The 24,122-nt window shown below is 64.8% G+C and carries 25 protein-coding genes and 2 pseudogenes; 24 read left to right on the top strand and 3 right to left on the bottom strand.

Annotation, left to right across the window (positions count from 1 at the left end; translation table 11 throughout):
- Positions 1–38 precede the first annotated feature (38 nt).
- The 11 genes from NGK70_RS05055 (at position 39) to NGK70_RS05005 (ending at position 10,588) form a co-directional block, all read left to right on the top strand.
- A complete protein-coding gene (locus NGK70_RS05055; protein WP_256490839.1) occupies positions 39–1,172 on the top strand; it encodes a DUF6094 domain-containing protein in 1,134 nt (377 codons plus the stop codon).
- Positions 1,173–1,222: 50 nt separating this feature from the next.
- Positions 1,223–1,543: a methyltransferase gene (locus NGK70_RS05050; RefSeq protein ID WP_100773606.1), complete on the top strand. Its 321-nt coding sequence runs from the start codon at positions 1,223–1,225 to the stop codon at positions 1,541–1,543.
- A gap of 89 nt (positions 1,544–1,632) precedes the next feature.
- Complete coding sequence (locus NGK70_RS05045) at positions 1,633–1,938, top strand: hypothetical protein (RefSeq protein WP_247735641.1); 306 nt, start codon at positions 1,633–1,635, stop codon at positions 1,936–1,938.
- A 138-nt stretch (positions 1,939–2,076) separates the two neighbouring features.
- Entirely contained in the window at positions 2,077–4,356 is a 2,280-nt protein-coding gene (locus tag NGK70_RS05040; protein WP_247735640.1) for a helicase-related protein, read from the top strand.
- A 191-nt stretch (positions 4,357–4,547) separates the two neighbouring features.
- On the top strand, positions 4,548–5,147 hold the full coding sequence (pilL2, locus tag NGK70_RS05035) for a PFGI-1 class ICE element type IV pilus protein PilL2 (protein ID WP_247735701.1): 600 nt from the start codon (positions 4,548–4,550) through the stop codon (positions 5,145–5,147).
- Positions 5,144–5,794: a hypothetical protein gene (locus tag NGK70_RS05030; RefSeq protein WP_247735639.1), complete on the top strand. Its 651-nt coding sequence runs from the start codon at positions 5,144–5,146 to the stop codon at positions 5,792–5,794. Before pilL2 ends, NGK70_RS05030 begins: the two co-directional genes overlap by 4 nt.
- 14 nt (positions 5,795–5,808) lie before the next feature.
- Entirely contained in the window at positions 5,809–6,534 is a 726-nt protein-coding gene (locus NGK70_RS05025) for a TIGR03759 family integrating conjugative element protein (protein ID WP_066126875.1), read from the top strand.
- Positions 6,516–7,106, top strand: a complete 591-nt coding sequence (locus NGK70_RS05020) for a transglycosylase SLT domain-containing protein (RefSeq protein WP_247735638.1) — start codon at positions 6,516–6,518, stop codon at positions 7,104–7,106. Before NGK70_RS05025 ends, NGK70_RS05020 begins: the two co-directional genes overlap by 19 nt.
- Complete coding sequence (locus NGK70_RS05015) at positions 7,103–7,651, top strand: integrating conjugative element protein (RefSeq protein ID WP_247735637.1); 549 nt, start codon at positions 7,103–7,105, stop codon at positions 7,649–7,651. Before NGK70_RS05020 ends, NGK70_RS05015 begins: the two co-directional genes overlap by 4 nt.
- A gap of 4 nt (positions 7,652–7,655) precedes the next feature.
- Positions 7,656–9,842 (top strand): type IV conjugative transfer system coupling protein TraD, encoded by a 2,187-nt coding sequence (gene traD, locus NGK70_RS05010; protein WP_247735636.1) that lies wholly within the window; start codon positions 7,656–7,658, stop codon positions 9,840–9,842.
- On the top strand, positions 9,839–10,588 hold the full coding sequence (locus NGK70_RS05005; protein WP_247735635.1) for a TIGR03747 family integrating conjugative element membrane protein: 750 nt from the start codon (positions 9,839–9,841) through the stop codon (positions 10,586–10,588). The genes traD and NGK70_RS05005 overlap by 4 nt, the downstream gene beginning before the upstream one ends.
- Before the next feature lie 454 nt (positions 10,589–11,042).
- Here the strand turns inward: NGK70_RS05005 and NGK70_RS05000 are convergent.
- From NGK70_RS05000 to NGK70_RS04990, 3 genes and pseudogenes are all read right to left on the bottom strand, one after another.
- Positions 11,043–11,393 (bottom strand): annotated as a pseudogene (locus NGK70_RS05000) (transposase); the annotation flags it as partial.
- A 56-nt stretch (positions 11,394–11,449) separates the two neighbouring features.
- Positions 11,450–12,463 (bottom strand): IS701 family transposase, encoded by a 1,014-nt coding sequence (locus NGK70_RS04995; protein WP_251969112.1) that lies wholly within the window; start codon positions 12,461–12,463, stop codon positions 11,450–11,452.
- A gap of 75 nt (positions 12,464–12,538) precedes the next feature.
- Positions 12,539–13,219 (bottom strand): annotated as a pseudogene (locus NGK70_RS04990) (IS701 family transposase); the annotation flags it as partial.
- A gap of 156 nt (positions 13,220–13,375) precedes the next feature.
- On the opposite strand from NGK70_RS04990, the gene NGK70_RS04985 reads away from it, so the two are divergent.
- The 13 genes from NGK70_RS04985 to NGK70_RS04925 all read left to right on the top strand — a co-directional run bounded on the left by NGK70_RS04985 (position 13,376) and on the right by NGK70_RS04925 (position 24,122).
- The gene (locus NGK70_RS04985; protein ID WP_247735634.1) at positions 13,376–13,756 is read left to right on the top strand and encodes an integrative conjugative element protein, RAQPRD family; all 381 of its coding nucleotides are present in this window, start codon (positions 13,376–13,378) and stop codon (positions 13,754–13,756) included.
- Positions 13,753–13,986, top strand: a complete 234-nt coding sequence (locus NGK70_RS04980; RefSeq protein WP_003050225.1) for a TIGR03758 family integrating conjugative element protein — start codon at positions 13,753–13,755, stop codon at positions 13,984–13,986. Before NGK70_RS04985 ends, NGK70_RS04980 begins: the two co-directional genes overlap by 4 nt.
- Positions 13,987–14,002: 16 nt before the next feature.
- Positions 14,003–14,362 (top strand): TIGR03745 family integrating conjugative element membrane protein, encoded by a 360-nt coding sequence (locus NGK70_RS04975; RefSeq protein WP_009876604.1) that lies wholly within the window; start codon positions 14,003–14,005, stop codon positions 14,360–14,362.
- A gap of 12 nt (positions 14,363–14,374) precedes the next feature.
- Positions 14,375–14,785 (top strand): TIGR03750 family conjugal transfer protein, encoded by a 411-nt coding sequence (locus tag NGK70_RS04970; RefSeq protein WP_003158639.1) that lies wholly within the window; start codon positions 14,375–14,377, stop codon positions 14,783–14,785.
- A complete protein-coding gene (locus NGK70_RS04965) occupies positions 14,782–15,471 on the top strand; it encodes a PFL_4703 family integrating conjugative element protein (RefSeq protein WP_009876605.1) in 690 nt (229 codons plus the stop codon). Before NGK70_RS04970 ends, NGK70_RS04965 begins: the two co-directional genes overlap by 4 nt.
- Positions 15,468–16,385, top strand: coding sequence for a TIGR03749 family integrating conjugative element protein (locus tag NGK70_RS04960; RefSeq protein ID WP_247735632.1), 918 nt, complete (start codon positions 15,468–15,470; stop codon positions 16,383–16,385). Before NGK70_RS04965 ends, NGK70_RS04960 begins: the two co-directional genes overlap by 4 nt.
- Positions 16,375–17,805 carry a TIGR03752 family integrating conjugative element protein gene (locus tag NGK70_RS04955; RefSeq protein WP_247735631.1) on the top strand — a complete coding sequence of 477 codons (1,431 nt, stop codon included), beginning with the start codon at positions 16,375–16,377 and terminating at the stop codon, positions 17,803–17,805. Before NGK70_RS04960 ends, NGK70_RS04955 begins: the two co-directional genes overlap by 11 nt.
- On the top strand, positions 17,786–18,226 hold the full coding sequence (locus tag NGK70_RS04950; protein ID WP_003158644.1) for a TIGR03751 family conjugal transfer lipoprotein: 441 nt from the start codon (positions 17,786–17,788) through the stop codon (positions 18,224–18,226). The genes NGK70_RS04955 and NGK70_RS04950 overlap by 20 nt, the downstream gene beginning before the upstream one ends.
- A complete protein-coding gene (locus NGK70_RS04945) occupies positions 18,226–21,108 on the top strand; it encodes a conjugative transfer ATPase (RefSeq protein WP_251972224.1) in 2,883 nt (960 codons plus the stop codon). The genes NGK70_RS04950 and NGK70_RS04945 overlap by 1 nt, the downstream gene beginning before the upstream one ends.
- Positions 21,109–21,132: 24 nt before the next feature.
- Positions 21,133–21,897 carry a DsbA family protein gene (locus NGK70_RS04940; RefSeq protein ID WP_003050104.1) on the top strand — a complete coding sequence of 255 codons (765 nt, stop codon included), beginning with the start codon at positions 21,133–21,135 and terminating at the stop codon, positions 21,895–21,897.
- Positions 21,898–22,073: 176 nt separating this feature from the next.
- On the top strand, positions 22,074–22,568 hold the full coding sequence (locus tag NGK70_RS04935; RefSeq protein WP_003050103.1) for a JAB domain-containing protein: 495 nt from the start codon (positions 22,074–22,076) through the stop codon (positions 22,566–22,568).
- 163 nt (positions 22,569–22,731) lie between these two features.
- The gene (locus NGK70_RS04930) at positions 22,732–23,178 is read left to right on the top strand and encodes a TIGR03757 family integrating conjugative element protein (RefSeq protein WP_087747799.1); all 447 of its coding nucleotides are present in this window, start codon (positions 22,732–22,734) and stop codon (positions 23,176–23,178) included.
- On the top strand, positions 23,175–24,122 hold the full coding sequence (locus NGK70_RS04925) for a TIGR03756 family integrating conjugative element protein (RefSeq protein WP_003050097.1): 948 nt from the start codon (positions 23,175–23,177) through the stop codon (positions 24,120–24,122). Before NGK70_RS04930 ends, NGK70_RS04925 begins: the two co-directional genes overlap by 4 nt.

The following is a 24,122-nucleotide window of genomic DNA, read 5'->3' as shown; positions in this document are numbered from 1 at the left end:
CACCCTCGGAGGCACGCCTTGGCGTGCTTCCGTCTTTCATCCCCGCCAACCAGGAGACTTCCATGGCCCTCATGTTCCCGCGGCTTGCCCGCAATTTCGTGAAGAACGGGTATTTCCCGACTGATGAACCCACGCTCGAAAGAGCCCTCAACGCACTGATGCCCAGCGACGGGCCGATGTGCATCCTCGATCCCTGCGCCGGCGAAGGCGTGGCGATCGCCGAAGCCGCCCACGCCCTCGGGCGCGAGCAGGCCAAGGCGTTCGCCGTCGAGTTCGACGCGGAGCGGGCACGCCATGCCCGCGGCCTGGTCGATCACTGCCTGCACGCGGACCTGATGGACACGATGGTCTCCAAGCAGTCGTTCGGACTGCTCTGGCTCAACCCGCCGTATGGCGACCTGTCCAAGGACGTCAACGGCAACATCGGCTATCAGGGCCAGGGTCGTGCCCGCCTCGAAAAACTGTTCTACCAGCGCAGTTTGTCGTTGCTGCAATACGGCGGCGTGCTGGTCTTCATCGTCCCCGGCTACGTGCTCGACGCGGAGCTGGTCGGCTGGCTGACGCGCCACTACACCGACCTGCGCATCTACCGAGCGGTGGAGACGCAGTTCAAGCAAGTGGTGATCTTCGGCCGGCGGGTGCGCCAGCGCGAGCAGGCCTCGGATGGCGTCAAGGCCGTGCGCAATCTGCTGCTGCAGGTTGGGCAAGGCGAGATCGAAGCCGACGAACTGCCGAGCGAATGGCCGTTCCTGCCGTACATCGTCCCCGCCAGTCCGGCCGAGCCGGAGCATTTCTTCCGCGTGACGATGGAGCCCAAGCAGTTCGCCGACGAGGTTGGCAGGCTGCAAGGCCTCTGGCCGTCGCGGGACACGCACCTGGGGGCCGCGCAGCAGTCGCTGCGTCCACCGGCGCGGGCCTTGTCCCACTGGCATCTCGCCCTGGCTCTGGCCGCAGGCGCGATCTCGGGGGTTGTGCGCTCCAAGACGGGGCGCGTGCTCGTCGTCAAAGGTGACACCCACAAGGACAAGACGCTCCAGCGGGAATTCACCGAACGCGAAGACGGCTCCATCGCCGAGACCCGCATCCTCACCGACAAGTTCGTACCTGTCATCCGCGCGTGGGACATGACGCCTGGCTCCCCGACACGGGGCGACGTCTTGACCATTCGTTAATCCACCGGACGCGCTGCTGTCCTGCTGTACCACATCGAAGGAGAAACACCATGTTCCCAAATCTGTTCAAGCGGCCCGCGCCGCAGAAGCAACCGTTGTTCGCACCGGGCTCGCTGAAGTTGAGCGAGAAGGTGCATTGGTTGGCCCGCAAAGGCCTGATCGACCCCTTGACCTATGTCCAGCGCCATGTACGCGGTGACTGGGGCGAGATCGACAAAGCCACCCGCCAGGCCAACGACGTCGCACTCCAACAGGACAACCTGATGATCTCCTATTACCGGATCACGCCCGAGCTGGTTCTGATCGTCAAGACCAGCGAAGACCACCAGACCACGGTGGTCCAGCTTCCCGAAGAGCGCGACATGATCTGAAGTCACCCATCGTCATCCCAGTCACCTGACGGAGCCACTTCACTCCGCTAGGGGCGTCGTGGCTCAATGAATCCATCAAGGAGGACTCCATGGCATCCCGACATATCGAAACCTACTGCCAGGACCTGCTGTTTCCGGTAGGTGCACTCATCCTCAGCGAAGGTATCGACCGCCTGGTCCGCGCCGGTCGTCTTGACCCGATTCCGTACTTCCGTCGCCATGTCCGTGGCGACTGGGGTGACGTCAGCGACAGGCAGTGGCAAGCCAACGGCATCGCACTTCAATCGGGTGCTTTGCTGGAATCGCACTACGTGATTCATCGTGCGCTGTGCATTCGCATCGTCACCGATGCGGAACGCCATCTCACATCCATCGTGCTGCCGTCCGAAGACTGAGCACGTTTCACCAGTAGGCCGCCAGCGCCTGCGTTTTCCATCCACCGTCGGCCGTGTGCCGATTGATCTTCCCACCCTGGGGCATGCCATTGCCCTGTTGGGGGTGGTGCATGCCCCATTTTTCTTTGGAGCATCACCATGTCCCTCGATCTCGACACCACTGCCGCTGACGCGACGCCCGTGCAGGGCGAACTGCTCGATGCGGAATCATCCCCTCTGACCCTGAGCCTTCAGGATTTCGTTGGTGAGTTCGGCGACGAACTGCTCGACTCGCTCAACCGCGCCAACCCACCGGTCTATGCCGGCCAACCGCAGGCGCATCGCCAACTCGTCGTCGCCAGCCTCAAGCGCAAGCTGTTCCAAGCTCAGGCCGAAGTCGTCCATGCCGCCGCAGAGCTGCTGATCGACCGTGGCGAACGCGCCGCGATCGTCAATGGCGAAATGGGCTGCGGCAAGACGACCGTCGGTATTGCCACGGCCGCAGTCCTCAACGCCGAAGGCTACCGCCGAACCTTAGTTCTCTCGCCACCCCATTTGGTTTACAAGTGGCGGCGCGAGATCCAGGAGACGGTGGCGGGCGCAAAGGTCTGGGTGCTCAACGGCCCGGACACGCTGGTCAAGCTCATCAAGCTGCGCGAGCAGTTGGGTGTGCAGCCCACAGGCCAGGAGTTCTTTGTCCTGGGGCGCGTCAGGATGCGGATGGGATTCCACTGGAAGCCCGTCTTCACCACGCGACGCACCCGCCATGGCGACGTGGCAGCGTGCCCTGACTGCGGCACGGTCATCACCGACCTCGACGGCGAGCCGGTCAACCCAGTCGCGCTCGAAGCCGAGGAGTATCGCAGGAAGTGCAGCCATTGCGCCGCGCCCCTGTGGACGCTGATCCGCCCGAGAAGTCTGTCCGGCAGCGATCAGTCCTCGGCCGTTCTCAAAGCCTTGAAGCGCATCCCGACGATCGGCGAAGTCACCGCGCAGAAGCTCATGAAACGCTTCGGTGATGGTTTCCTCGCCTCCATGTTGGGAGACAACGTGCATGAGTTCATCAACCTCATGGACGGCAGCGGCGAGCTGGTATTTTCCGACCGTCAAGCCACGCGCATGGAACGTGCGATGGCCAACATGGAGTTCGGCTTTGGCGAGGGCGGCTATCAGCCGTCCGAATTCATCAAGCGCTACCTGCCGCAAGGCATGTTCGACCTGCTCATCGCCGACGAGGCGCACGAGTACAAGAACGGCGGCAGCGCCCAGGGCCAGGCCATGGGCGTGCTGGCAGCGAAGGCTCGCAAGACCTTGTTGCTGACAGGCACGTTGATGGGCGGCTACGGCGACGATCTGTTCTACCTGCTGTTCCGAGCCCTTCCCGGGCGGATGATCGAAGACGGCTACCGCCCGACCACGAGCGGCAGCATGACCTCGGCCGCGATGGCGTTCATGCGCGATCACGGGGTCTTGAAGGACATTTATTCCGAGAGCACCGGCACGGCGCACAAGACCGCGAAAGGCACGAAAGTCAGTGTCAGAACGGTCAAGGCCCCAGGCTTCGGCCCCAAGGGCGTGTTGCGCTGCATCCTGCCGTTCACGATCTTCCTGAAGCTCAGAGACATCGGCGGCAACGTGCTTCCGCCGTATGACGAAGAGTTCCGTGAAGTCGCAATGGACACGGCGCAAGCCGCGGCCTACCGCGACCTGGCGGGTCGGCTGACCGCGGAGTTGAAACAGGCTCTGGCGCGACGCGATACGACCCTGCTGGGCGTGGTCCTCAACGTGCTGCTGGCCTGGCCGGATTGCTGCTTCCGGTCGGAGACCGTGGTGCATCCACGCACGCGCAACACGTTGGCGTTCGTTCCGGCTCAGTTCAACGAGTTCGAGGTGACGCCGAAAGAGCGCGAGCTGATCGACATCTGCAAAGAGGAGAAGGCGCAGGGCCGCAAGGTCCTGGCCTACACGGTCTATACCGGCACGCGCGACACCACGTCGCGCCTGAAGGTGCTGCTGGAGCAGGAAGGCTTCAAGGTGGCGGTGCTGCGCGCGAGCGTGGACGCCAGCCGCCGCGAGGACTGGATCGCCGAGCAGCTGGACCGTGGCATCGACGTGCTCATCACCAACCCCGAGCTTGTCAAGACGGGATTGGACCTGTTGGAGTTTCCGACGATCGTGTTCATGCAGTCGGGCTACAACGTGTACTCGCTCCAACAGGCAGCACGCCGCTCCTGGCGTATCGGGCAGAAGCTGTCCGTGCGCGTGATCTACCTCGGCTACGCCGGCTCCTCGCAGATGACCTGCCTTGAGCTGATGGCCAAGAAGATCATGGTCTCGCAGTCCACCTCGGGCGATGTGCCCGAATCCGGGCTGGATGTGCTCAATCAGGACGGTGATTCCGTCGAAGTCGCCCTGGCCCGACAACTGGTCGCCGCCTGATCCCTACGCCATCGCCGGCCTAGCGCCGCCGGCTTTCTGTTGTTCCCACCTAGCAGCCACGCCCACGGTTTCCGTGGACGTGGCTGTTTTTTTATGTCGGCAAATCGGACGCAGCGTGGTTCGCATTGTTTGCTGCTGCCCCCGGCCTTAGCGGCGATGGTGAGGGCTCGATGTTTCAGGACGCCGAGCTTATGTGCCCCTCTCCACCTTGGTTTCACCATCCCGAACGCCGCCTGCTGGCGGGAGTCCTCGGCCTGCTCTGGTCGGTGCTGGCTGGCGGCTGCGCGACGACGACTGCGCCGCCCGCGCCTGATGCCATCGAGGAAGTCTCGGCCGCGCCCGAACCCGAGACGCCCGAGTACATCCCCGTTGTGCGCTACGGTCGCTACACGCTGGTCGAGCTAGCGCCCACGGCGGCGCAGCGGGACCTGCTGTTGCAGACCATCGACGTATCCATGCCCGAAGATGCCCGCGCCACCGTCGGCGATGGGCTGCGGCATGTACTCAAGCGCAGCGGTTACGGCCTGTGCCAGACGGCGCACGCGGTAATCGAGCTGTATGCGCTGCCGCTGCCGGCGGCGCACCTGCACCTCGGCCCCATGACCTTGCGCGATGCGCTGCTCACACTGGCTGGCCCGGCCTGGGAACTGCACGCGGATGATCGCGCACGGCAGATTTGCTTCGAGCGCCCCGGCGACAGCGCGGCTATCGAACCCGCATCCGAGCCACCCGCCGCCGAGGCGGTGCAGACGTTCCCGCTGGAGCCTTCGGTTTCGGGAGGCCAGCCATGAACGCCCCGCAGGCTTCCCGGCGCCCGGCCGCCGCCGTGGTGGTGCAGAGCCTTCTATGGCTCTGGCTGATCGGCCTCAGCGTCTTCGTAGCCTTGGGCTACCAGACCATGAACGACCAGGCCGACCAGGAACGGCTCGATTCCCGCCTGCAACGCCTGGAAGCCCGGTCGGCGGGCCTGGTCGAGTCGATCGAGGCCATCCAGCAGCGTCCGGCCGTCGCAACGGCGGCAGACCTCAAAGACACCCGCCAAGTCTTGGAAGCACGCGCAGCCCAGGTTGAGAAAACGCTGAGCGGCTATGCCGCTGCCGACGACCTTCAGGCGCTGCGCGCGGAGGTCGAGCAGATCAAGGCGCGCCAGACCGCTGCGCCCGTTCCGCGCGCCGCCGCACCCGCCCAGCCGCGCGCATCGGGCAAGGCCGCCGCCAAGCCCGAACCGCCGCCGCTTCCGTTCCGCGTCGTCGGCGCCGAATTGCGCGCTGGCCAGCGCAGCGTGTCCGTCGCGCCGAGCAGCGCGGACTTCACGCCCGACCAGCTTCAGGTGCTGCTGCCAGGTGATGCGCTCGGCCCGTGGCGCTTACAGGCGATTGAGGGCAACACCGCCGTGTTCCAGGCCGGCGACCAGACCCGTCGCGTGGCGATTCCCTGACCGGAGCACACCACATGAAGCCGTCGATCATCCTTTCCGCGCTCCTGCTGGCATCCGCCCAGTTGCCCGCCTGGGCGCAGCAGCCGGCCACCGCCCCGGCCCGCAATGCGCAGAGCCAGGAGCGTCCGCTGGTCACCCGAACCCCGGGCGACCAGGTAGCAAGCGGGTGGGGCCTGCAACCGCAGGAATGGACGCGCTATCGCGAGTTGATGGACGGGCCGCTAGGCATCTACTCGCCCAACTTGGACCCGCTGTCCGCCCTGGGTATCGAGGCCCGCACCGACGAGGAACGGCGGCGCTACGCAGAACTGCAGGTGCAAATCGAAGCGCGCCGCGTCGAGAAGCTGCTTGCCTATCAACGTGCCTATGACGAAGCCTGGCAGCGCCTGAACCCCGACATGCAACGGGTGAACCTGCCTGACGACAAGCCCAGCGCCGGCGCAGTGCGCGGCAGCGGCCGCATGGCAGTGTTCGTCAAGGACGGCTGCGTGGCCTGCGGACAGCTCGTGCAGCGCCTGCAATCCTCGGGTACCGAGTTCGACCTGTACATGGTCGGCAGCCGCCAGGACGACGCGCGCATCCGCGACTGGGCCAAGCGCGCACAGATCGACGCGGCACGGGTGCGTAGCGGCAGCATCACGCTCAACCACGACGGCGGCCGCTGGCTGTCGCTGGGCCTGCCCGGCGATTTGCCTGCGGTCGTGCGCGAAGTGAACGGCCAATGGCAGCGCCAACCCTGACGGCGCCGTTGCGCGCTCTGGTGCTCGCTGCTGGCCTCTGCGCCTGCGCCGCCCAGGCGCAGGAGGTTCCGCCACCGGCCTACCAGCTTGCCGCCCAGCGCGCGGGCATTCCCTCGACGGTGCTCTACGCCGTGGCCTTGCAGGAGAGCGGCATCCGGCGCAACGAGCGCATCGTCCCGTGGCCGTGGTCCCTCAACGTCGCCGGCCAATCGCGCCGCTATGCGACCCGCGCCGACGCCTGCGCCGGTTTGCAGCAGGCCATGCGCTCCACGCCGAACACGCGCATCGACGCGGGTCTGGGCCAGATCAACCTCGGCTACCACCAGCAGCGCTACGCCAGCGCATGCGATCTGCTCGACCCGTACCGCAATCTCGCCATCGCCGCCGAGATCCTGAAAGAACAGCACACCCCCGGCGAGGACTGGCTGGTGGCGATCGGCCGTTACCACCGCCCCGCGGGTGGCGAGCCCGCCGCCCGCTATCGGCGCAGCGTGTCCCGCCACCTCGCGCGCGTGCAGGGCGCGCGCGCAACCGCCGCGGTCCTCGCCGCGCGCCAGGAGACCTCCCCATGACGAAATCCCATCTGGCCCATCTCGCGGCAAAGGGCCTGCTCGTGCTGCTGGCGGGTCTGCCGCTGGTCTCGCGTGCCGGCGAGCCGCTGATCGTGGTCGAAGACCGTGGCGGCACGTCGGCGCTACCGTACTACGAATCCCTGAACCTCCAGCCGCGCGCCAACGCTCCGGCCCGGTCGCCGATCCCGACGCCTCAGATCCCGGCCACGCCGGCGGACGAGGCCGCGATGCTGCCGGTGCGCAGCACCAAGCTCACGCCCGGCACCGTCACGCGGCGGGTGATCGAAGCCCCGGGCCTGCGTCCCTTCGTGGTCGTGGGCGACGACGAGGCTTCCCAGGCCTGGTTGCACCGCCATGCAGCCTCATTGCGCGAGCGCGGCGCGGTCGGTCTGGTGGTCAACGTCGAGACCGTTCAGGGCCTGGCGCGGCTGCGCACACGGGTGCCCGGCGTCCCCCTCGCACCCGTGTCCGGCGACGACTTGGCCGAGCGCTTGGGCCTGCGGCACTACCCGGCGCTAGTCACGGCCACCGGCATCGAGCAATGAAGCCATGTCGGGGAAACAGCCGGTCGAGGTTCTGCTTCGCCCAGCGGTGGAGCTATATACCGTCGCGGCGTGTGCAGGCGCCGCGTTTCTGTCCCTGGTGGCCCCGTGGTCGCTCGCGCTGAGCCCCGCCATGGGTGTCGGCAGCGCGCTGGCGTTCGGAGCCTATGGCGCGATCCGCTACCGCGATGCCCGCGTCATCCTGCGCTACCGGCGCAACATCCGTCGCCTGCCGCGCTACGTGATGACCAGCAAGGACGTGCCGGTCAGCCAGCAACGTCTGTTTGTGGGACGCGGCTTTCTGTGGGAGCAGAAACACACCCATAGGCTCATGCAGACGTACCGGCCAGAGTTTCGGCGCTACGTCGAGCCGACGCCGGCCTATCGGCTGGCCCGGCGCCTGGAGGAACGGCTGGAGTTCGCGCCGTTCCCGCTGTCCCGGCTATCGAAACTCACCGGCTGGGACGTGCCTTTCAATCCGGTGCGGCCGCTGCCGCCAGTGGGCGGCCTGCCGCGCCTGCACGGCATCGAACCCGACGAGGTGGACGTCAGCCTGCCGCTGGGTGAGCGCGTGGGCCACTCCTTGGTTTTGGGAACGACAAGGGTGGGCAAAACACGTTTGGCCGAACTCTTCGTCACTCAAGACATCCGCCGGAGGAACGCCGCGGGCGAACACGAGGTCGTGATCGTCATCGACCCCAAAGGAGATGCTGATCTCCTGAAGCGGATGTATGTCGAGGCCAAGCGCGCGGGCCGCGAAGGCGAGTTCTATGTCTTCCATTTGGGGTGGCCGGACATTTCGGCACGCTACAACGCCGTAGGCCGATTCGGTCGCATCTCGGAAGTCGCCACCCGCATCGCGGGGCAGCTCTCCGGCGAAGGCAACAGCGCAGCCTTCAGGGAATTCGCGTGGCGCTTCGTCAACATCATTGCCCGCGCCTTGGTGGAACTGGGGCAGCGCCCGGACTACATGCTGATCCAGCGGCACGTCATCAACATCGACGCGCTGTTCATCGAGTACGCCCAGCACTACTTCGCCAAGACCGAGCCCAAAGCCTGGGAGGTGATCGTCCAGATCGAGGCCAAGCTCAACGAGAAGAACATCCCGCGCAACATGATTGGGCGCGAGAAGCGCGTGGTGGCGCTGGAGCAGTACCTGTCACAAGCCCGCAACTACGACCCTGTGCTGGACGGTTTGCGCTCTGCCGTGCGGTACGACAAGACGTATTTCGACAAGATCGTCGCCAGCCTCTTGCCTCTGCTGGAAAAGCTCACGAGCGGCAAGATCGCGCAGCTCCTGGCCCCGAACTATTCCGACCTGGCCGACCCGCGCCCGATCTTCGATTGGATGCAGGTCATCCGAAAGCGCGCAGTCGTCTATGTGGGCCTGGACGCGCTATCCGATGCCGAGGTCGCCGCAGCGGTCGGCAACTCGATGTTCAGCGATCTCGTTTCGGTGGCAGGCCATATCTACAAGCACGGGATCGATGACGGCCTGCCGGGCGCATCGGCTGGCACGCGCGTGCCGATCAACGTCCACGCGGATGAATTCAATGAACTGATGGGTGACGAGTTCGTGCCGCTGATCAACAAAGGCGGCGGCGCCGGTCTGCAGGTCACCGCGTACACGCAGACGCTTTCGGACATCGAGGCCCGTATCGGGAACCGCGCCAAAGCGGGTCAAGTGATTGGCAATTTCAACAATCTGTTCATGCTGAGGGTCAGGGAGACGGCCACCGCCGAACTGCTGACCCGGCAATTGCCGAAGGTCGAGGTCTATACGACCACCATCGTCTCCGGCGCGACCGACAGCTCGGACATCCGCGGCGCGACGGACTTCACCAGCAACACGCAGGACCGCATCAGCATGTCCAGCGTGCCGATGATCGAGCCGTCGCACGTCGTCGCCTTACCCAAGGGCCAATGTTTCGCATTGTTGCAGGGCGGCCAGCTTTGGAAGGTTCGCATGCCGCTGCCGGCACCGGACCCCGATGAGGTCATGCCGCAGGATCTGCAACAACTGGCGGGCTACATGCGCCAGAGCTACAGCGAGGCCACGCAGTGGTGGGAGTTCACCAGTTCCCCGGCGTTGCAGGACGGGGCCTTGCCCGACGACCTGCTGGATGATGCCGCTGCGGCCGAACCTGGCCCGGTGGCCACCGACGACAGCGCCGGCAATGAGGCCTCGCCATGAAGGATGCCGCCTCGACCGCGCAGCGGGAGCAGAACCAGCGCCAAGGCCTGATCGTCGGCACCATCACCTTGCCGTTCCGGCTGCTGGGGGTGCTGATCGGCTCGCTGCTGTTCTCCATTGTCGTGGAGTGCGTCGGAATGCACCTGTTCTGGAAGGACGAGGGCTGGCGACACTCCCAGCAGATGTTGCAGTACGAGTTGGGGCACCTGTCCAACCACTTCACGCGCAGCGTGGTCGTGCAGGAACCGGGGCGCACGGCGCACGAGCTGGTGGATACCGGATACGAATGGGTGTTCGTGCGCTCGGGCTTGCTGGAGCGCATGAGCCAGACCGCCGAGCGCGCCCGTGCACCCAGCCACGGGCAGACACGCAACTTTCGCTACTACATCAGCCAGGCCTATGTCTGGACCGAGAGCTACCTGATCGCCGCAGCCTTCACGACGCTGACCTTCCTTGTGCGCCTGCTGGTCCTGGTGCTCACGTTGCCGCTGATCTTCACTGCGGCGTTCGTCGGCCTGATCGACGGCCTAGTGCGGAGGGACGTGCGGCGCTTCGGTGCGGGCCGGGAATCGGGCTTCATCTACCACCGCGCGAAAGCCAGCCTGATGCCGCTGGCTGTGCTGCCCTGGGTCACGTACCTGGCGCTGCCGATCTCGGTGCATCCGCTGGTGATCCTGCTGCCGAGCGCCGCCTTGCTGGGACTGGCCGTGAGCCTGACCGCAGGCAGTTTCAAGAAGTACCTGTAACCCCTTCGGGTCTGCCAACGGCGTCAGCATGAATTACATCAACGCACTGCGCTGGCGCCCACTCAGTTTACGAACCCCGTAGTGCAAGCGTAGCTGCTCTGCCTGGCGCCTTTGTCCTTGCCAAGAAAAGTCGCTGTTGGGCAGTGGAGAAAGAAGGACCTCCGTAGGCATCTCGATGCCTTGCACCATCGCATCGTCAAAGACCCATGCGATCGGATGTCGCCAGTAGTAGCACCGCTCGGACAGGAGCCAGAAATACGTTGGCGCGAATAGCGCCAAGACTGCGAGTGCTGTGAGCGTCAGAAGGAACATAGGGCTTGCGAGTATTGAGTGAGTCACTTCCCGATCGGGGAGTCTATATCTCCCATAAATCCGGTCATCCGCGGGTTCCTATTTAGGACTTACGCAGGGTCACTTCAGCTAGCGCAATGATTCGCCATTTCGACTCAATATGTCAGATGGGTGCCATGCGAATGGTTGGTGACCGAAGTTCCTTCTTGAGGAATTCCGAGAGGATTCCCTTCTTCAGGCTGTAGATGTTTGTCTTCAGCGCTTTGGCCGTCTCGCAGAGGTGGACCCAGGCCAATATCGCGCAGGCGATGTGATTCTTCTGTGACCGGGCCATTCTGCACTGACATTTTTCGATGCCAAGAACCTGCTTGATCTCCCTGTGGTACTGCTCAATCTTCCAGCGCACGGCACACATCTCATGCGTATCGTCCGTCGAATCTTGAGATAGGTCGTTTGTCACAACCCAGTCCGTGCGATTGGTATCAACCACAACCCGGAACAGTTTCAGCTTTAGGACTTACGCAGGGTCACTTCAGCTAGCGCAATGATTCGCCATTTCGACTCAATATGTCAGATGGGTGCCATGCGAATGGTTGGTGACCGAAGTTCCTTCTTGAGGAATTCCGAGAGGATTCCCTTCTTCAGGCTGTAGATGTTTGTCTTCAGCGCTTTGGCCGTCTCGCAGAGGTGGACCCAGGCCAATATCGCGCAGGCGATGTGATTCTTCTGTGACCGGGCCATTCTGCACTGACATTTTTCGATGCCAAGAACCTGCTTGATCTCCCTGTGGTACTGCTCAATCTTCCAGCGCACGGCACACATCTCATGCGTATCGTCCGTCGAATCTTGAGATAGGTCGTTTGTCACAACCCAGTCCGTGCGATTGGTATCAACCACAACCCGGAACAGTTTCAGCTTGATGTCACTGGGAAACTTGAACAGTTTGACGTGTTTGCCATGCACATGTTCTTGGGCACTCCACTGCAGCGTACTGACCGCCTTGTAGGGCTGCTGGCCTTGGCTGTCGTCAACCTTGCGATTGCTCTTGAGCGGGCAGTAGAAGTGCTTGCCCGCCCGGTGGATGTGCTTCATCAGATCCATGGTGGCGTACCAGGAGTCCATCAGCACGGTGCGAAAGGGCAGCTTCTTGTGCGCCATGGCATTGTCGAACATCTCCTGGACATGATCCAGCTTGGACTTGCCGTCTTCGTCAGGCGCATAGATGCGCCAGTCGATGATCCAGTAGTGGCCGGTCTTGATGTTCACGTACAGGCAGTTGACCACCCCAATGCCCTTGATCAGGCCGTGGGCGTTGCCGCTGTACTGTTTGCGCACCAGCTCGATTTTGTGCGAGTGGTTCTTGTCCAGAACGCTGTCATCGAAAACCAGGCAGGCATCGTCGTCAAATTCGATGTTTCGTCGGGCCAGATTCCAGACATCGGCCGGGCTGATATTGGCAGCCTGCAAGTAGCGATTTATGGCGTCATGAGAAAACCTCTGATGGTGATCCGCAAAATAGGTCTGCGTGTAGTTGATTTGTGTGGATATCAGAAATTGGCAGTAGTCTCGGCTCGTGGGTTTCATGGTGAATATATTATCACAAATACCACGAAATCGGCGCCGATATATTAAATAATCTAGTTTGATTTAAACGTTTGCGTAAGTCCTAAGCTTGATGTCACTGGGAAACTTGAACAGTTTGACGTGTTTGCCATGCACATGTTCTTGGGCACTCCACTGCAGCGTACTGACCGCCTTGTAGGGCTGCTGGCCTTGGCTGTCGTCAACCTTGCGATTGCTCTTGAGCGGGCAGTAGAAGTGCTTGCCCGCCCGGTGGATGTGCTTCATCAGATCCATGGTGGCGTACCAGGAGTCCATCAGCACGGTGCGAAAGGGCAGCTTCTTGTGCGCCATGGCATTGTCGAACATCTCCTGGACATGATCCAGCTTGGACTTGCCGTCTTCGTCAGGCGCATAGATGCGCCAGTCGATGATCCAGTAGTGGCCGGTCTTGATGTTCACGTACAGGCAGTTGACCACCCCAATGCCCTTGATCAGGCCGTGGGCGTTGCCGCTGTACTGTTTGCGCACCAGCTCGATTTTGTGCGAGTGGTTCTTGTCCAGAACGCTGTCATCGAAAACCAGGCAGGCATCGTCGTCAAATTCGATGTTTCGTCGGGCCAGATTCCAGACATCGGCCGGGCTGATATTGGCAGCCTGCAAGTAGCGATTTATGGCGTCATGAGAAAACCTCTGATGGTGATCCGCAAAATAGGTCTGCGTGTAGTTGATTTGTGTGGATATCAGAAATTGGCAGTAGTCTCGGCTCGTGGGTTTCATGGTGAATATATTATCACAAATACCACGAAATCGGCGCCGATATATTAAATAATCTAGTTTGATTTAAACGTTTGCGTAAGTCCTACTATTGTTTGCGGCCTAAAGCAGCCCTGATCTCCACGATCGAGCCATTGCTGATCACACAGGAATGGCGCGATGGTGGCTTCAACCTGGCTGCGTGCCGCGCATCGCGGCGTGCCCACTTTTCTCGTGACGGCCCTCCTGCTGGGCCAGTCCCCGATGGCGTTGGCCGAGCCCCCCGCGCAGCGCCAGGAATTGGTCGCGGCGCTGCGCCAACTCGACGCGCTGGAGCGCACCGTCGCCGACAGCGCCGCGCATGCTCCCGTCCAGCCGGGCGAGCGCTACCACTTCGATTACCCGCGGCTGCTGGCTGACCTAGCGCGCGTGCGCGCCGGCATCCAGGCGCACCTCTTTCCTTCGCGTGCTCAGCCGCGCGACCCCGCCGAACTGGCCGGCGACTACCGCACCGAGCGGGCCGTCGAGCCATCGCCGACGACCGCGGAGGCCAAGCCATGAACGGCGCCCAGGTCTCGGCATTTCAAGCCAACAGCGGCATCGCGCCTTCCGCGATGGCGACCGTCTTGGTCGGCGTCGTGTTCGCGGTCCTGCTCGTCTGGGGCGTCTGGGCCATCCGAACGGCCTACGTGGGGTGGTCCGAGAGCCGCCTCAACCAGCGCCAGTTCCTCGGCGTCTGCATCCGCTTCGTCGCGATGTACCTCGTCCTGAGTTTCTTCCTCCTCTCCTGACCTGAAAGGCCTGACCATGCAAAACCGCATCCTCACTTCCCGTTTTGTCCAGCGCGCCACCGTGGCTCTGGGCGCCGCCGCGCTGCCCGCGCTGTCGTTCGCGCAGGGGTTGCCGCAACTGGAGAACCCGACCCGCGGCACGGGCAACGGCATCATGGAAACGATCAGGAACTACGGCTACGACATCATCATGCTCGTGGCCCTGCTGGTTGTGGCGTCGATGTTCATTGGCGTGTGCTACCACGCCTACGGCACCTACGCGGAAATCCACACTGGTCGCAAAACCTGGGGCCAATTCGGCCTCACGGTCGCCATCGGCGCGGTGCTGCTCGTGATCGGCATCTGGCTGCTCACCGAAGCCACCGGCATCCTGTAAGGCGAGGCCGGTATGTCCGAGCAGCAGCACGTCCGTGCTGACGGGACGGTCACGTTCCTTCCGCACCGGCTCAACCGCCATCCCGTTGTCGTGCGCGGCCTCACCGCCGACGAGCTGTGGATCTGCTGCGGCCTGTCCGGCGCCGCCGGCCTGCTGGTCGGTGCGCCGCTGTCTTGGGTGTTCCGCACGATCGCGCTCGCGCCCACGTTCGTCGTGCTGGGCGTGGCCTTCGGCGTGTTCATCGGGGGCGGCATCCTGCGTCGCCTCAAGCGTGGGCGTCCCGACACCTGGCTGTATCGGCAACTCCAGTGGCGCATCGCCACGCGCTATCCGCTGGTGGCGGGCTGGGTGGGCGGCCATGTGCTGATCTCACGCTCCGGCTTCTGGACCACCCGAAGGTCTGCTGCAAGGGGGGCACGATGAGCCGCTTCAAGAACGAGATCACCCATCTGCAGGCGCACATCAAGACGCTTCGCCTGGGTGCTGGCGCGCTGGTCATCGTCGCCCTGGTCATGGGCGGCGGCTGGTGGAGCGCTCCGCGCGACCTGACCATCCACGTCCCGCCTGATCTGCGCTCCGGCAGTACCCGCAAGTGGTGGGAAGTGCCGCCCGAATCGGTCTATGCGTTCACGTTCTACGTGTTTCAGACCCTCAACCGCTGGCCGACGAATGGCGAAGAGGACTATGCGCGTAATCTCCACACGCTCTCGCCGTACCTCACCCCATCCTGCCAGGCCTTCCTGCGGGCGGACTACGACTATCGCCGCTCCACGGGCGAGCTGCGTCAGCGCGTGCGCGGCATCTACGAAATCCCCGGTCGCGGCTACGGTGACGACCCCACGGCGCGCGTGCGCGTGGTGTCCGACCGCGACTGGGTGGTGACGCTGGACATCACCGCAGACGAGTACTACGGGGCGGAACAAGTCAAGCGGGCTTTGGTGCGCTACCCCGTGAAAGTCACGCGAGTGGACATCGATCCCGCTCGCAATCCGTTTGGCCTGGCGCTCGACTGCTACGAGGGTGCGCCCCAGCGCATCAGCACACCGGAGCCGTCGCGCCCGGCACCTGGCGGCCTGTCTCCGCAAGCGCCTCAAGGAGAAACCCCATGAAACACCTTGTACTCGCACTGCTGGGGCTGCTGGCCGTCGCCTCGGCTCCTTTTGCCCAGGCCGTGGAGATCCTTCGCTGGGAACGCATGCCCCTGGCCGTGCCCCTGCGTGTCGGGCAGGAGCGCGTCGTGTTTATCAACCGGAACGTCCGCGTGGGCGTGCCCGCGGGCGTCGGCGAGCGCTTGCGGGTGCAGAGTGCGGGCGGCGCGGTGTACCTGCGCGCGAGCGAGCCGATCGAGCCCACACGGCTGCAATTGCAGGATGCCGACACGGGCGCGCTGATTCTGCTCGATATCGCGGCCGAGCCGGCCAAGGTCGGCGAAGCCGAGTTGGAGCCGGTGCGCATCGTCGAGGGCGACAGCGCCCCGACGCGCTATGGCGATCAAGCCGACGGAGCAGACGACGCCCCGGCGCGCGCCCAGGACCAGGCAGGCGCGCGGGCAGCGCGGCGTGAAACCCCGGTTCCGGTCGTGCTGACGCGCTTCGCCGCGCAGAACCTCTACGCACCGCTGCGCACCGTGGAGCCGCTGCCGGGCGTCATGCGGGTGAACCTGCGCCGCGATCTCGACCTCGGCACGCTGGCGCCGACGCTGCCGGTGCGCGCAGTTGCGCTCGCCTCGTGGCGTCTGGAAGACCAGTGGGTCACAGCCGTGCGCCTCACCAATAGCAGCGGCGGCTGGATCACCCTCGACCCGCGCGTGTTGCAGGGCGATTTCCTCACCGCCACCTTCCAGCACGAAGCACTCGGCCCGCGCGGGACGCCAGAGGACACGACCGTCCTGTACTTGGTGACGCGGGGGCACGGCCTCGCGCAATCGCTGCTGCCGGCGATCAACCGCTTCGACCCAGCCGTGCATCTGCCGCAGCCCGAAGCCGAGGCCACCGACGACAAGGAGGCCCGCCATGCGCAGTAACGGACTCCTGAAGTGGTTAATGATCCCCGTGGCCCTGCTGGTGCTGTTCGTCGCCATCCGGCTGTTTTCGGGTGGAGGCTCGTCGGCGCCGCCCGCTGCGGATGCCGGCGCCAAGCTCACGCCGGAGGAGATGAAGGCGCTGGGCATCGAGGGCGATACCCCCCGCGATACCGTGGCGACGCTCGTGGCGCAAGTGAAGCAGTTGCGCACCGAACTGCAGACGGCGCTGTCCGACAACAAGTCCCAGCGCGAAGAGAACCAGCGCCTGCGCCAACGCGAGAACTCGATCGACCAGCGCATCAATTCGGCGCTGGAGACCGAGCGCTCCAACCTGCGCCGCGACCAGCAGCAGGCAGCCAGCGAACGCCAGCAGACCGAGGGACTGCTCGCCGACCTGCAGCGGCGCCTGGAAGGCATCGGCGGGCGCGGCGGCGGCCACGCCGATCTACCCGTGGGCCTGGGGCTGCGTAACGGCGACGAGGCAGGCATGGAAGGCGGCGTGCGCTGGGTCGAGCCGGACGACGCGAAGCCCGCTGATGGGCGTAACGGCAGTCGCGGCACGGGTGGCGGCATGAGCTTTCCGACGAGCTTCGGCCCCGCGCAGAGCACGCTGGAAACCACGGCACAAACCGTGGCGAACGCGGGCGCCCGCGCCGCAGGCGTCAAGAGCGCCAAGCCGGTCTATACGGTGCCGACCAACTCGACGCTGATGGGATCGGTGGCAATGACGGCGCTGATCGGCCGCGTGCCGATCGACGGTACGGTCAACGATCCGTATCCGTTCAAAGTCCTGGTCGGTCCCGACAATCTCACGGCAAACGGTATCGACATTCCCGACGTGGCGGGCGCCGTGTTTTCCGGCACGGCCTCGGGCGACTGGACGCTCTCTTGCGTGCGCGGCCAGGTGCGCAGCATCACCTTTGTGTTCCATGACGGGACCATTCGGACGATTCCCGAAGACCGCGACGGCAACCAGCAGAACAACCAGCAGCAGAACTCTCAAAGTGGGGGCCTGGGCTGGATCAGCGACCCGTATGGCATTCCTTGCGTCAGCGGAGAGCGGCGCAGCAACGCCCAGCAGTACCTCGGCTCACAGGCGCTGATCACCGCGGCGGGTGCCGGCGTCGCCTCGCTCATCGACAGCGACAGCGGTCAGATGTCCTACGTGGGCGCCGATGGCTCCATCGGAAGCGTCGGCATCTCGGGCAACGAAGCCGTGGGCCGCATCCTGGCCGGCGGCGTTCGGGACATGGCCGATTGGGTGAACAAGTTGTACGGCCAGGCCTTCGCCGCCGTCTATGTCCAACCCGGCGCAAAGGTCGCCGTCCACCTCGAAAAGCCGCTCGCCATCGATTTCGATCCCGAAGGTCGCAAGGTCGATCACCGTGCAGGAGAAAGCCATGCTCTCGAACTTGAATAAGGGCCTGGCGCTGGCCCTTGCCGTCGCGGTGCTCGGCGGCTGCGCCACCAGCAAGGAAAAGCTGCTGCCCCACGGCGACAGCACGATGATGGACATCTGGCAGCAGAACGCCGGTGACGGCGGCGGTGGCGCCGGCCAGGTGGCACGCAGGCAATTGCTCGACGCGCGCCAGAGCCTGCGCCGGCCGCTGACCGAGATGGATGTACAGGCCGCGCCCGCCGAGCAGATGCGCTACACGCGCACAGCGCGCAACGAGGTCTATCGCCAGTTCCAGCGCCTGCCGAATCCCGACCTGGTGATGTACGTGTACCCGCACCTGGCAGGCACGGACCCGGTGCCCGTGCCGGGCTATACGACGGTTTTTCCCTTGTACCAGCGCGTGCAGTACGCCATGCCGGGCGAGCGCGTGGAGGACTACTGATGCGCTGGAAACTCCCCTGGCACAAGTCGGCCGCGCCGAAGCTGGCCGCATCCGGCGCAGGCGATGACGAGCGGCCGGAGGGCTGGCAACGCCACGTCGAGGCCTTGCGCCAGGCCGGCATCCCAGAACCCGGCACGGCGGTCCATGGCCGCAGGCCGGCGACCGTGGCCGACGAGCAGGCGCTGTACGACGTCGCGCCGTCGTTCGCGGAATTCCTGCCCTGGGTGGAGTTCCTGCCCGATTCGAAGTCCATGCTGCTGGAAGACGGGCAATCGGTCGCGGCATTCTACGAGCTGGTGCCGCTGGGCACCGAGGGCCGGGAACCCGGCTGGCTCGCGCATGCCCGCGACGCCTTGGAGAACGCGCTCCAGGACTCGTTCGATGAACTGGACGAGAACCCCTGGGTACTCCAGCTCTACGCCCAGGACGAACCCAGCTTCGACCAGTACATGCAGACCCTGCGCGACTACGTGCAGCCGCGCGCCCGCAATACGGCTTTCACCGAGTTCTACCTTCGCTTCTTCGGACACCACCTGCGCGCGGTAGCGAAGCCGGGCGGGCTGTTCGAGGACACGGTGGTCACGCGGCTGCGTTGGCGCGGCCAGACGCGGCGCGTGCGCATGGTCGTCTATCGCCGGGCCACCGGGCAGGCGAGCCGCCGCGGCCAGACGCCCGAGCAGATGCTGAACATCGTCTGTGATCGCCTGTGTGGCGGGCTGGCGAACGCCGGCATCCAGGCCCGGCGCATGGTCGCGGCCGACGTCCATGACTGGCTACTGCGGTGGTTTAACCCGCGTCCCACGCTGCTCGGCCCTGGGGTCGAGGATCGCGAACGCTTCTATGCGCTGGCACGCTACCCCGACGAGACAGAAGACGGTGAGATCGAGCTGGCGAGCGGACGGGATTTCAGCCAGCGGCTTTTCTTCAGCCAGCCACGTTCGGACGCGGAGCACGGCACCTGGCACTTCGACGGCATGCCGCACCGTGTGCTGATCACCGACCGGCTGCGCATGCCGCCCGGCACGGGACATCTAACCGGCGAGACCCGCAAGGGCGATGCGATCAACACGCTGTTCGACCAGATGCCGGAAGACACCTTGCTTTGTCTCACGATGGTTGCCACGCCCCAGGATGTCCTGGAATCGGATCTGAACCACCTGGCGAAGAAGGCCGTGGGCGAGACGCTGGCGTCGGAGCAGACGCTCAAGGACGTGCATGAAGCCCGCTCGCTGATCGGCAGCGCGCACAAGCTCTACCGGGGCACGCTGGCGTTCTACCTGCGCGGGCGCGACGAGGCGGAACTGGATCGGCGCGGCCTGGACCTGGCGAACGTGATGCTCAACGCTGGTTTGCAGCCGGTGCGAGAGGATGATGAGGTGGCGCCGCTCAACAGCTACCTGCGCTGGCTGCCGTGCTGCTACAACCCCGGCAAGGATCGGCGCCGGTGGTACACGCAACTGATGTTCGCCCAGCACGCGGCAAACCTGTCGCCGGTGTGGGGCCGTGCCCAGGGTACGGGGCATCCAGGCATCACGATGTTCAACCGCGGCGGCGGGCCGATCACCTTCGATCCGCTCAATCGCCTGGACCGGCAGATGAACGCCCACCTGTTCCTGTTCGGCCCGACGGGTTCCGGCAAATCGGCCACGCTCAACAATCTGCTGAACCAGGTCACGGCCATTTATCGGCCGCGCCTCTTCATCGTGGAAGCCGGCAATAGCTTCGGCTTGTTCAGCGACTTCGCCAGGCGCCTGGGCCTGACCGTGAATCGGGTCAAGCTGGCCCCCGGATCGGGCATCAGCCTAGCGCCGTTCGCCGACGCGCGCCGGCTGATCGAAACGCCCAGCGATGTGCAAACGCTCGATGCCGATGCGCTGGACGAAGACCTGCCACCCGATGCCTCAGCCATGGAGGCGGACGAACAGCGCGACGTGCTGGGCGAACTGGAGATCACGGCGCGGCTGATGATCACTGGCGGCGAGGACAAGGAGGAAGCCAGGATGACGCGCGCCGACCGCTCGCTGATCCGCCAGTGCATCCTCGACGCCGCCGAGCACTGCGTGGCCGAGAAGCGCACGGTGCTCACGCGCGACGTGCGCAATGCGCTGCGCACCCGCGGCCAGGACCCGACGTTGCCCGAGATGCGGCGCGTGCGGCTGCTGGAGATGGCGGACGCGATGGACATGTTCTGCCAAGGCACGGACGGCGAGATGTTCGACCGCGACGGCACGCCGTGGCCCGAGGCCGACATCACGCTGGTGGATCTCGCGACCTATGCCCGTGAGGGCTACAACGCGCAGCTCTCGATCGCGTACATCAGCCTCATCAGCACGGTGAACAACATCGCGGAGCGTGACCAGTATCTCGGCCGCCCGATCATCAACGTGACCGACGAAGGCCACATCATCACGAAGAACCCGCTGCTCGCGCCGTATGTCGTGAAAATTACAAAAATGTGGCGCAAGTTGGGCGCCTGGTTCTGGCTGGCGACGCAAAACATCGACGATCTGCCGCGCGCCGCAGAGCCCATGCTCAACATGATCGAGTGGTGGATCTGCCTGTCGATGCCGCCGGACGAGGTGGAGAAGATCGCACGATTCCGCGAACTCTCGCCGGCGCAGAAGGCGCTGATGCTTTCGGCACGCAAGGAAGCGGGCAAGTTCACCGAGGGCGTCATCCTCTCCAAGAGCATGGAGGTGCTCTTCCGCGCCGTGCCGCCGAGCCTGTATCTCGCGCTCGCGCAGACCGAACCCGAAGAGAAGGCCGAGCGCTACCAGCTCATGCAGCAGCACGGCGTCAGCGAGTTGGATGCCGCCTTCAAGGTGGCCGAGAAGATCGACCGGGCACGCGGCATCGAGTCGCCGGCCCTGGCACGGCCCTGAATCTGCCGTGCACCGGAGAACGCCATGGAACAGAAACGCTCATCCATTCCGATGCAGGTCCAGGCGTTCCGCCGTCGGCGCTGGCGGGCCCGCTGGCCATGGGCGTTAGGCGCAGTGCTGGTTGCGCTGCTGCTGATCTGGCTCGTGTCCCGTTCGCCAGGCGAGTCCACGCCCCAAACCTCGGCGCCTGTCAGCGAGACGCAGGTGGCCGGGCCTCCTTGGCAGATGGGCAACCCGGCAGGTCGTTTCACGCTGACGCTCTACGCGGACCTCGAATGCCCGTTCTGCCGGTCCTATTTCCCTGTCCTCAAGCGTTGGGTAGCCGGCAATGCGGACGTGGCCTTGCAATGGCACCACCTGCCGTTGGCCGCGCATGAGCCGGCCGCGTCCGCCGAAGCGCGCTTGGTGGAATGCGCGGGCGAAGCCGGCGGCCATCCCGCCTTCTGGCAGGCTGTCGAGTGGGTCTATGTCCACACACACAGCGACGGCCAGGGCTTGCCCGAAGACCTGCGCCACCCCGCCCTGACGCCAGCCATCGAACAGTGCATTGCGAGCGAGCGGCCCGACGCGGCGATTCGTACCCAAACTGCGGAAGCCACGAACAGCGGCGTGACCGCCACGCCGTCGCTGCGGCTGCACGATCGCGAAACCGGCAAGGCGATCCTGCTGCAGGGCCCGATCGAGGGCGATGCCTTGCTGTCGGCCATGGACATGCTCGCGGCCGGCGATCCCGCCGCCACACCCACATCGGAAATGCCTGCCGACGTCGTCGGCGACATGCCCAGGTAGCCCCGGTCTTCAAGGCTACGGCGCAGTCCGCTGCGCTGACCACAACCCCGTTCGCCTCGCATCCTGGCCGCGAACGATCACCGCTGCCGCGGTGATGGATGCACCTTGTTCGTTCCCCAGGAGGGCTTGCCCTCCCAGGGCGAGTGCCCTCCGATCTCACCGTCTGGAGGTTCGCCATGTCTTTCGCCGTCAATGACTCCTGCCTGGAGTCGCTTTCCGCCATCGCTGCCCAACACGAGGACTGGATCATCCAGCAAGCCATCGTGCTGCTGGAGAGACGGGTCTTCAAAGCTGGACCGTGCCTCAGCCAACCGGCCGCTGTACGGGACTACCTGCGTCTGAAACTGGTCGCTGAGCCCAATGAGATATTCGCCGCTGTGTTCCTGGACAGCCTGCACCAGGTGCTGGCCTACGAGCCGCTGTTCAGGGGCACGATCAACGCGACTTCGGTCTATCCGCGTGTCGTCGTGCAGCGTGTGCTGGAGTTGAATGCCGCCGCGGTGGTCTTCGCCCACCAGCATCCTTCGGGCGTCTCCGAGCCGTCCAGCGCGGATCGCATGCTGACCCAGCAACTGCAAGCCGCGCTGGCGCTCATCGATGTGCGGGTACTGGACCACATCATCGTCGGCCAGGGTGCCCCGTTCTCCTTTGCGGAATCCGGCCTGCTGTAGCAATGGCACCGGCTCCTTGATCCACGCGGAGGCTTCGGCCTCCGCTTTTCATTGGCGCAAGACAAGCAGGTATGCGGGCAGTCCGCGATGCGCATTGTTTGTTGGGGCCGCATGGCGTTCGGCGTTTGACTATGGCCCTTGACAACTCTTGGGGGCGCTCGACATGCCAGCATCTTCATCCAGGTTCGCATCGGGCTGGCGAACCCTTGGCCTGGCCGTTGCGCTGCCGGCTTCCCTGGCCGTGTTCAGCCCGGCCAGCTTCGCCGCCGATGTGGTGGTCATCACCGACAGCCGTCACCCGGTCAGGACCATGGGTGGCGAGCAGCTGATCGAGCTGGATGAAGCGCCCCGGATCGAAGCGGAGCTTTCTGCGGCGCTGCCCGCCGATCCCGGACAGGCAACAGCCATCGTGAAGCGCCGGCTGAGCCAGGGGGGCGCTGACCTCCAGCGTCGCATCGCCACCGCATACCAGGGCGTTGCCGACGCATGGAGCCTGGGCATCACCACCATTCCGGCTGTCGTGGTGGATCAGCGCTACGTGGTCTATGGCGAGCCTGACGTGGCCCGCGCCATCGCGCGCATCGAACAGCACCGGAGGGCCGAACCGTGATCCGCTCATTCGACCTTCTGCGCCGCATGCGGGCTGCCGTCACCTCCGTGCTGCTGCTCAGCGCCACGGGCAGCTACGCCCTGAACACGGCGACCATCGTGGGTTCAGTGGCTTCGCCCGATTGCCTGGAGTACCGGGTGGTGGGTATCTGCTACTGGCTCTACTGCACCTGGACCGGCTGCACGGTGCGCACGTCCGTCAAGGTCAGGCACTACATCCCCGATGCGGTGGTTTCGTCCTACTCGAACACCGGCGAGAACCCCTGGGTCGAAGTGCGCGCCATGAGCACGCCCAACCCTTCGGCCCAGGCCGGCGGGGACGGCACCACCAATGAAGATCACGAAAACAATCTCGCGAAGTTCAAGAACGCGGACGTCATCGGCCACCCCGGCGTCGAGGTGTTCAACCAGTTCGTCTCGTCCTCGGGCTATTTCTGCGAGGGCGCAGGCACGGCCTTCATGCCGTACCTGCTCAGTACGCTGGACACGCCGGCCTGGCGCTACAACGTACCGGAGATGGTGTACCCGGAGGCATTGATCCCGGGCATGCGCGAGGTCGGCGCGCGCTCGACCCTGAACCTCTGGGGCAACGTCTATCCGCGCGGCGGCTTCCTGCACCAGACGGACGACCACAAGGCCGGTGCCGTGGTGGCCCAACGGGCCGGCGATGTGGTCACGCGCCGCGGGCAGATCCACGTCTATCAGCCGCTGCTCGCCAACTCCCGCGATGGCTACTGGCCGGCCGGCGCGCTGATGGAGGGCGATGCCTCGACCGGCAAGTGGCAGGAACTCACGCCCGTCCTGTCCTCGTCCTGCACGGTCTTCCCGCGCAACGGCTTCCTGACACAGGCCCAACAAGGCGACTACGCCTGGGCGTTGTGGCGGCCCTATGCGTGCTGCGAACGCCGGGGCCAGGTGTTCCTCGGCAGCGTCGATTTCTATTGA

This window comes from Sphaerotilus microaerophilus (assembly GCF_023734135.1).
GTDB lineage: Bacteria > Pseudomonadota > Gammaproteobacteria > Burkholderiales > Burkholderiaceae_C > Sphaerotilus > Sphaerotilus microaerophilus.
This window is presented reverse-complemented; position numbering and strand designations above follow the sequence as displayed.

Coding starts and splice junctions, on each gene's coding strand:
- NGK70_RS05050 (WP_100773606.1), top strand. CDS start 1,223: ATGTTCCCAAATCTGTTCAAGCGGCCCGCGCCGCAGAAGCAACCGTTG.
- NGK70_RS05045 (WP_247735641.1), top strand. CDS start 1,633: ATGGCATCCCGACATATCGAAACCTACTGCCAGGACCTGCTGTTTCCG.
- NGK70_RS05040 (WP_247735640.1), top strand. CDS start 2,077: ATGTCCCTCGATCTCGACACCACTGCCGCTGACGCGACGCCCGTGCAG.
- pilL2 (WP_247735701.1), top strand. CDS start 4,548: ATGTGCCCCTCTCCACCTTGGTTTCACCATCCCGAACGCCGCCTGCTG.
- NGK70_RS05030 (WP_247735639.1), top strand. CDS start 5,144: ATGAACGCCCCGCAGGCTTCCCGGCGCCCGGCCGCCGCCGTGGTGGTG.
- NGK70_RS05025 (WP_066126875.1), top strand. CDS start 5,809: ATGAAGCCGTCGATCATCCTTTCCGCGCTCCTGCTGGCATCCGCCCAG.
- NGK70_RS05020 (WP_247735638.1), top strand. CDS start 6,516: ATGGCAGCGCCAACCCTGACGGCGCCGTTGCGCGCTCTGGTGCTCGCT.
- NGK70_RS05015 (WP_247735637.1), top strand. CDS start 7,103: ATGACGAAATCCCATCTGGCCCATCTCGCGGCAAAGGGCCTGCTCGTG.
- traD (WP_247735636.1), top strand. CDS start 7,656: ATGTCGGGGAAACAGCCGGTCGAGGTTCTGCTTCGCCCAGCGGTGGAG.
- NGK70_RS05005 (WP_247735635.1), top strand. CDS start 9,839: ATGAAGGATGCCGCCTCGACCGCGCAGCGGGAGCAGAACCAGCGCCAA.
- NGK70_RS04995 (WP_251969112.1), bottom strand. CDS start 12,463: ATGAAACCCACGAGCCGAGACTACTGCCAATTTCTGATATCCACACAA.
- NGK70_RS04985 (WP_247735634.1), top strand. CDS start 13,376: ATGGTGGCTTCAACCTGGCTGCGTGCCGCGCATCGCGGCGTGCCCACT.
- NGK70_RS04980 (WP_003050225.1), top strand. CDS start 13,753: ATGAACGGCGCCCAGGTCTCGGCATTTCAAGCCAACAGCGGCATCGCG.
- NGK70_RS04975 (WP_009876604.1), top strand. CDS start 14,003: ATGCAAAACCGCATCCTCACTTCCCGTTTTGTCCAGCGCGCCACCGTG.
- NGK70_RS04970 (WP_003158639.1), top strand. CDS start 14,375: ATGTCCGAGCAGCAGCACGTCCGTGCTGACGGGACGGTCACGTTCCTT.
- NGK70_RS04965 (WP_009876605.1), top strand. CDS start 14,782: ATGAGCCGCTTCAAGAACGAGATCACCCATCTGCAGGCGCACATCAAG.
- NGK70_RS04960 (WP_247735632.1), top strand. CDS start 15,468: ATGAAACACCTTGTACTCGCACTGCTGGGGCTGCTGGCCGTCGCCTCG.
- NGK70_RS04955 (WP_247735631.1), top strand. CDS start 16,375: ATGCGCAGTAACGGACTCCTGAAGTGGTTAATGATCCCCGTGGCCCTG.
- NGK70_RS04950 (WP_003158644.1), top strand. CDS start 17,786: ATGCTCTCGAACTTGAATAAGGGCCTGGCGCTGGCCCTTGCCGTCGCG.
- NGK70_RS04945 (WP_251972224.1), top strand. CDS start 18,226: ATGCGCTGGAAACTCCCCTGGCACAAGTCGGCCGCGCCGAAGCTGGCC.
- NGK70_RS04940 (WP_003050104.1), top strand. CDS start 21,133: ATGGAACAGAAACGCTCATCCATTCCGATGCAGGTCCAGGCGTTCCGC.
- NGK70_RS04935 (WP_003050103.1), top strand. CDS start 22,074: ATGTCTTTCGCCGTCAATGACTCCTGCCTGGAGTCGCTTTCCGCCATC.
- NGK70_RS04930 (WP_087747799.1), top strand. CDS start 22,732: ATGCCAGCATCTTCATCCAGGTTCGCATCGGGCTGGCGAACCCTTGGC.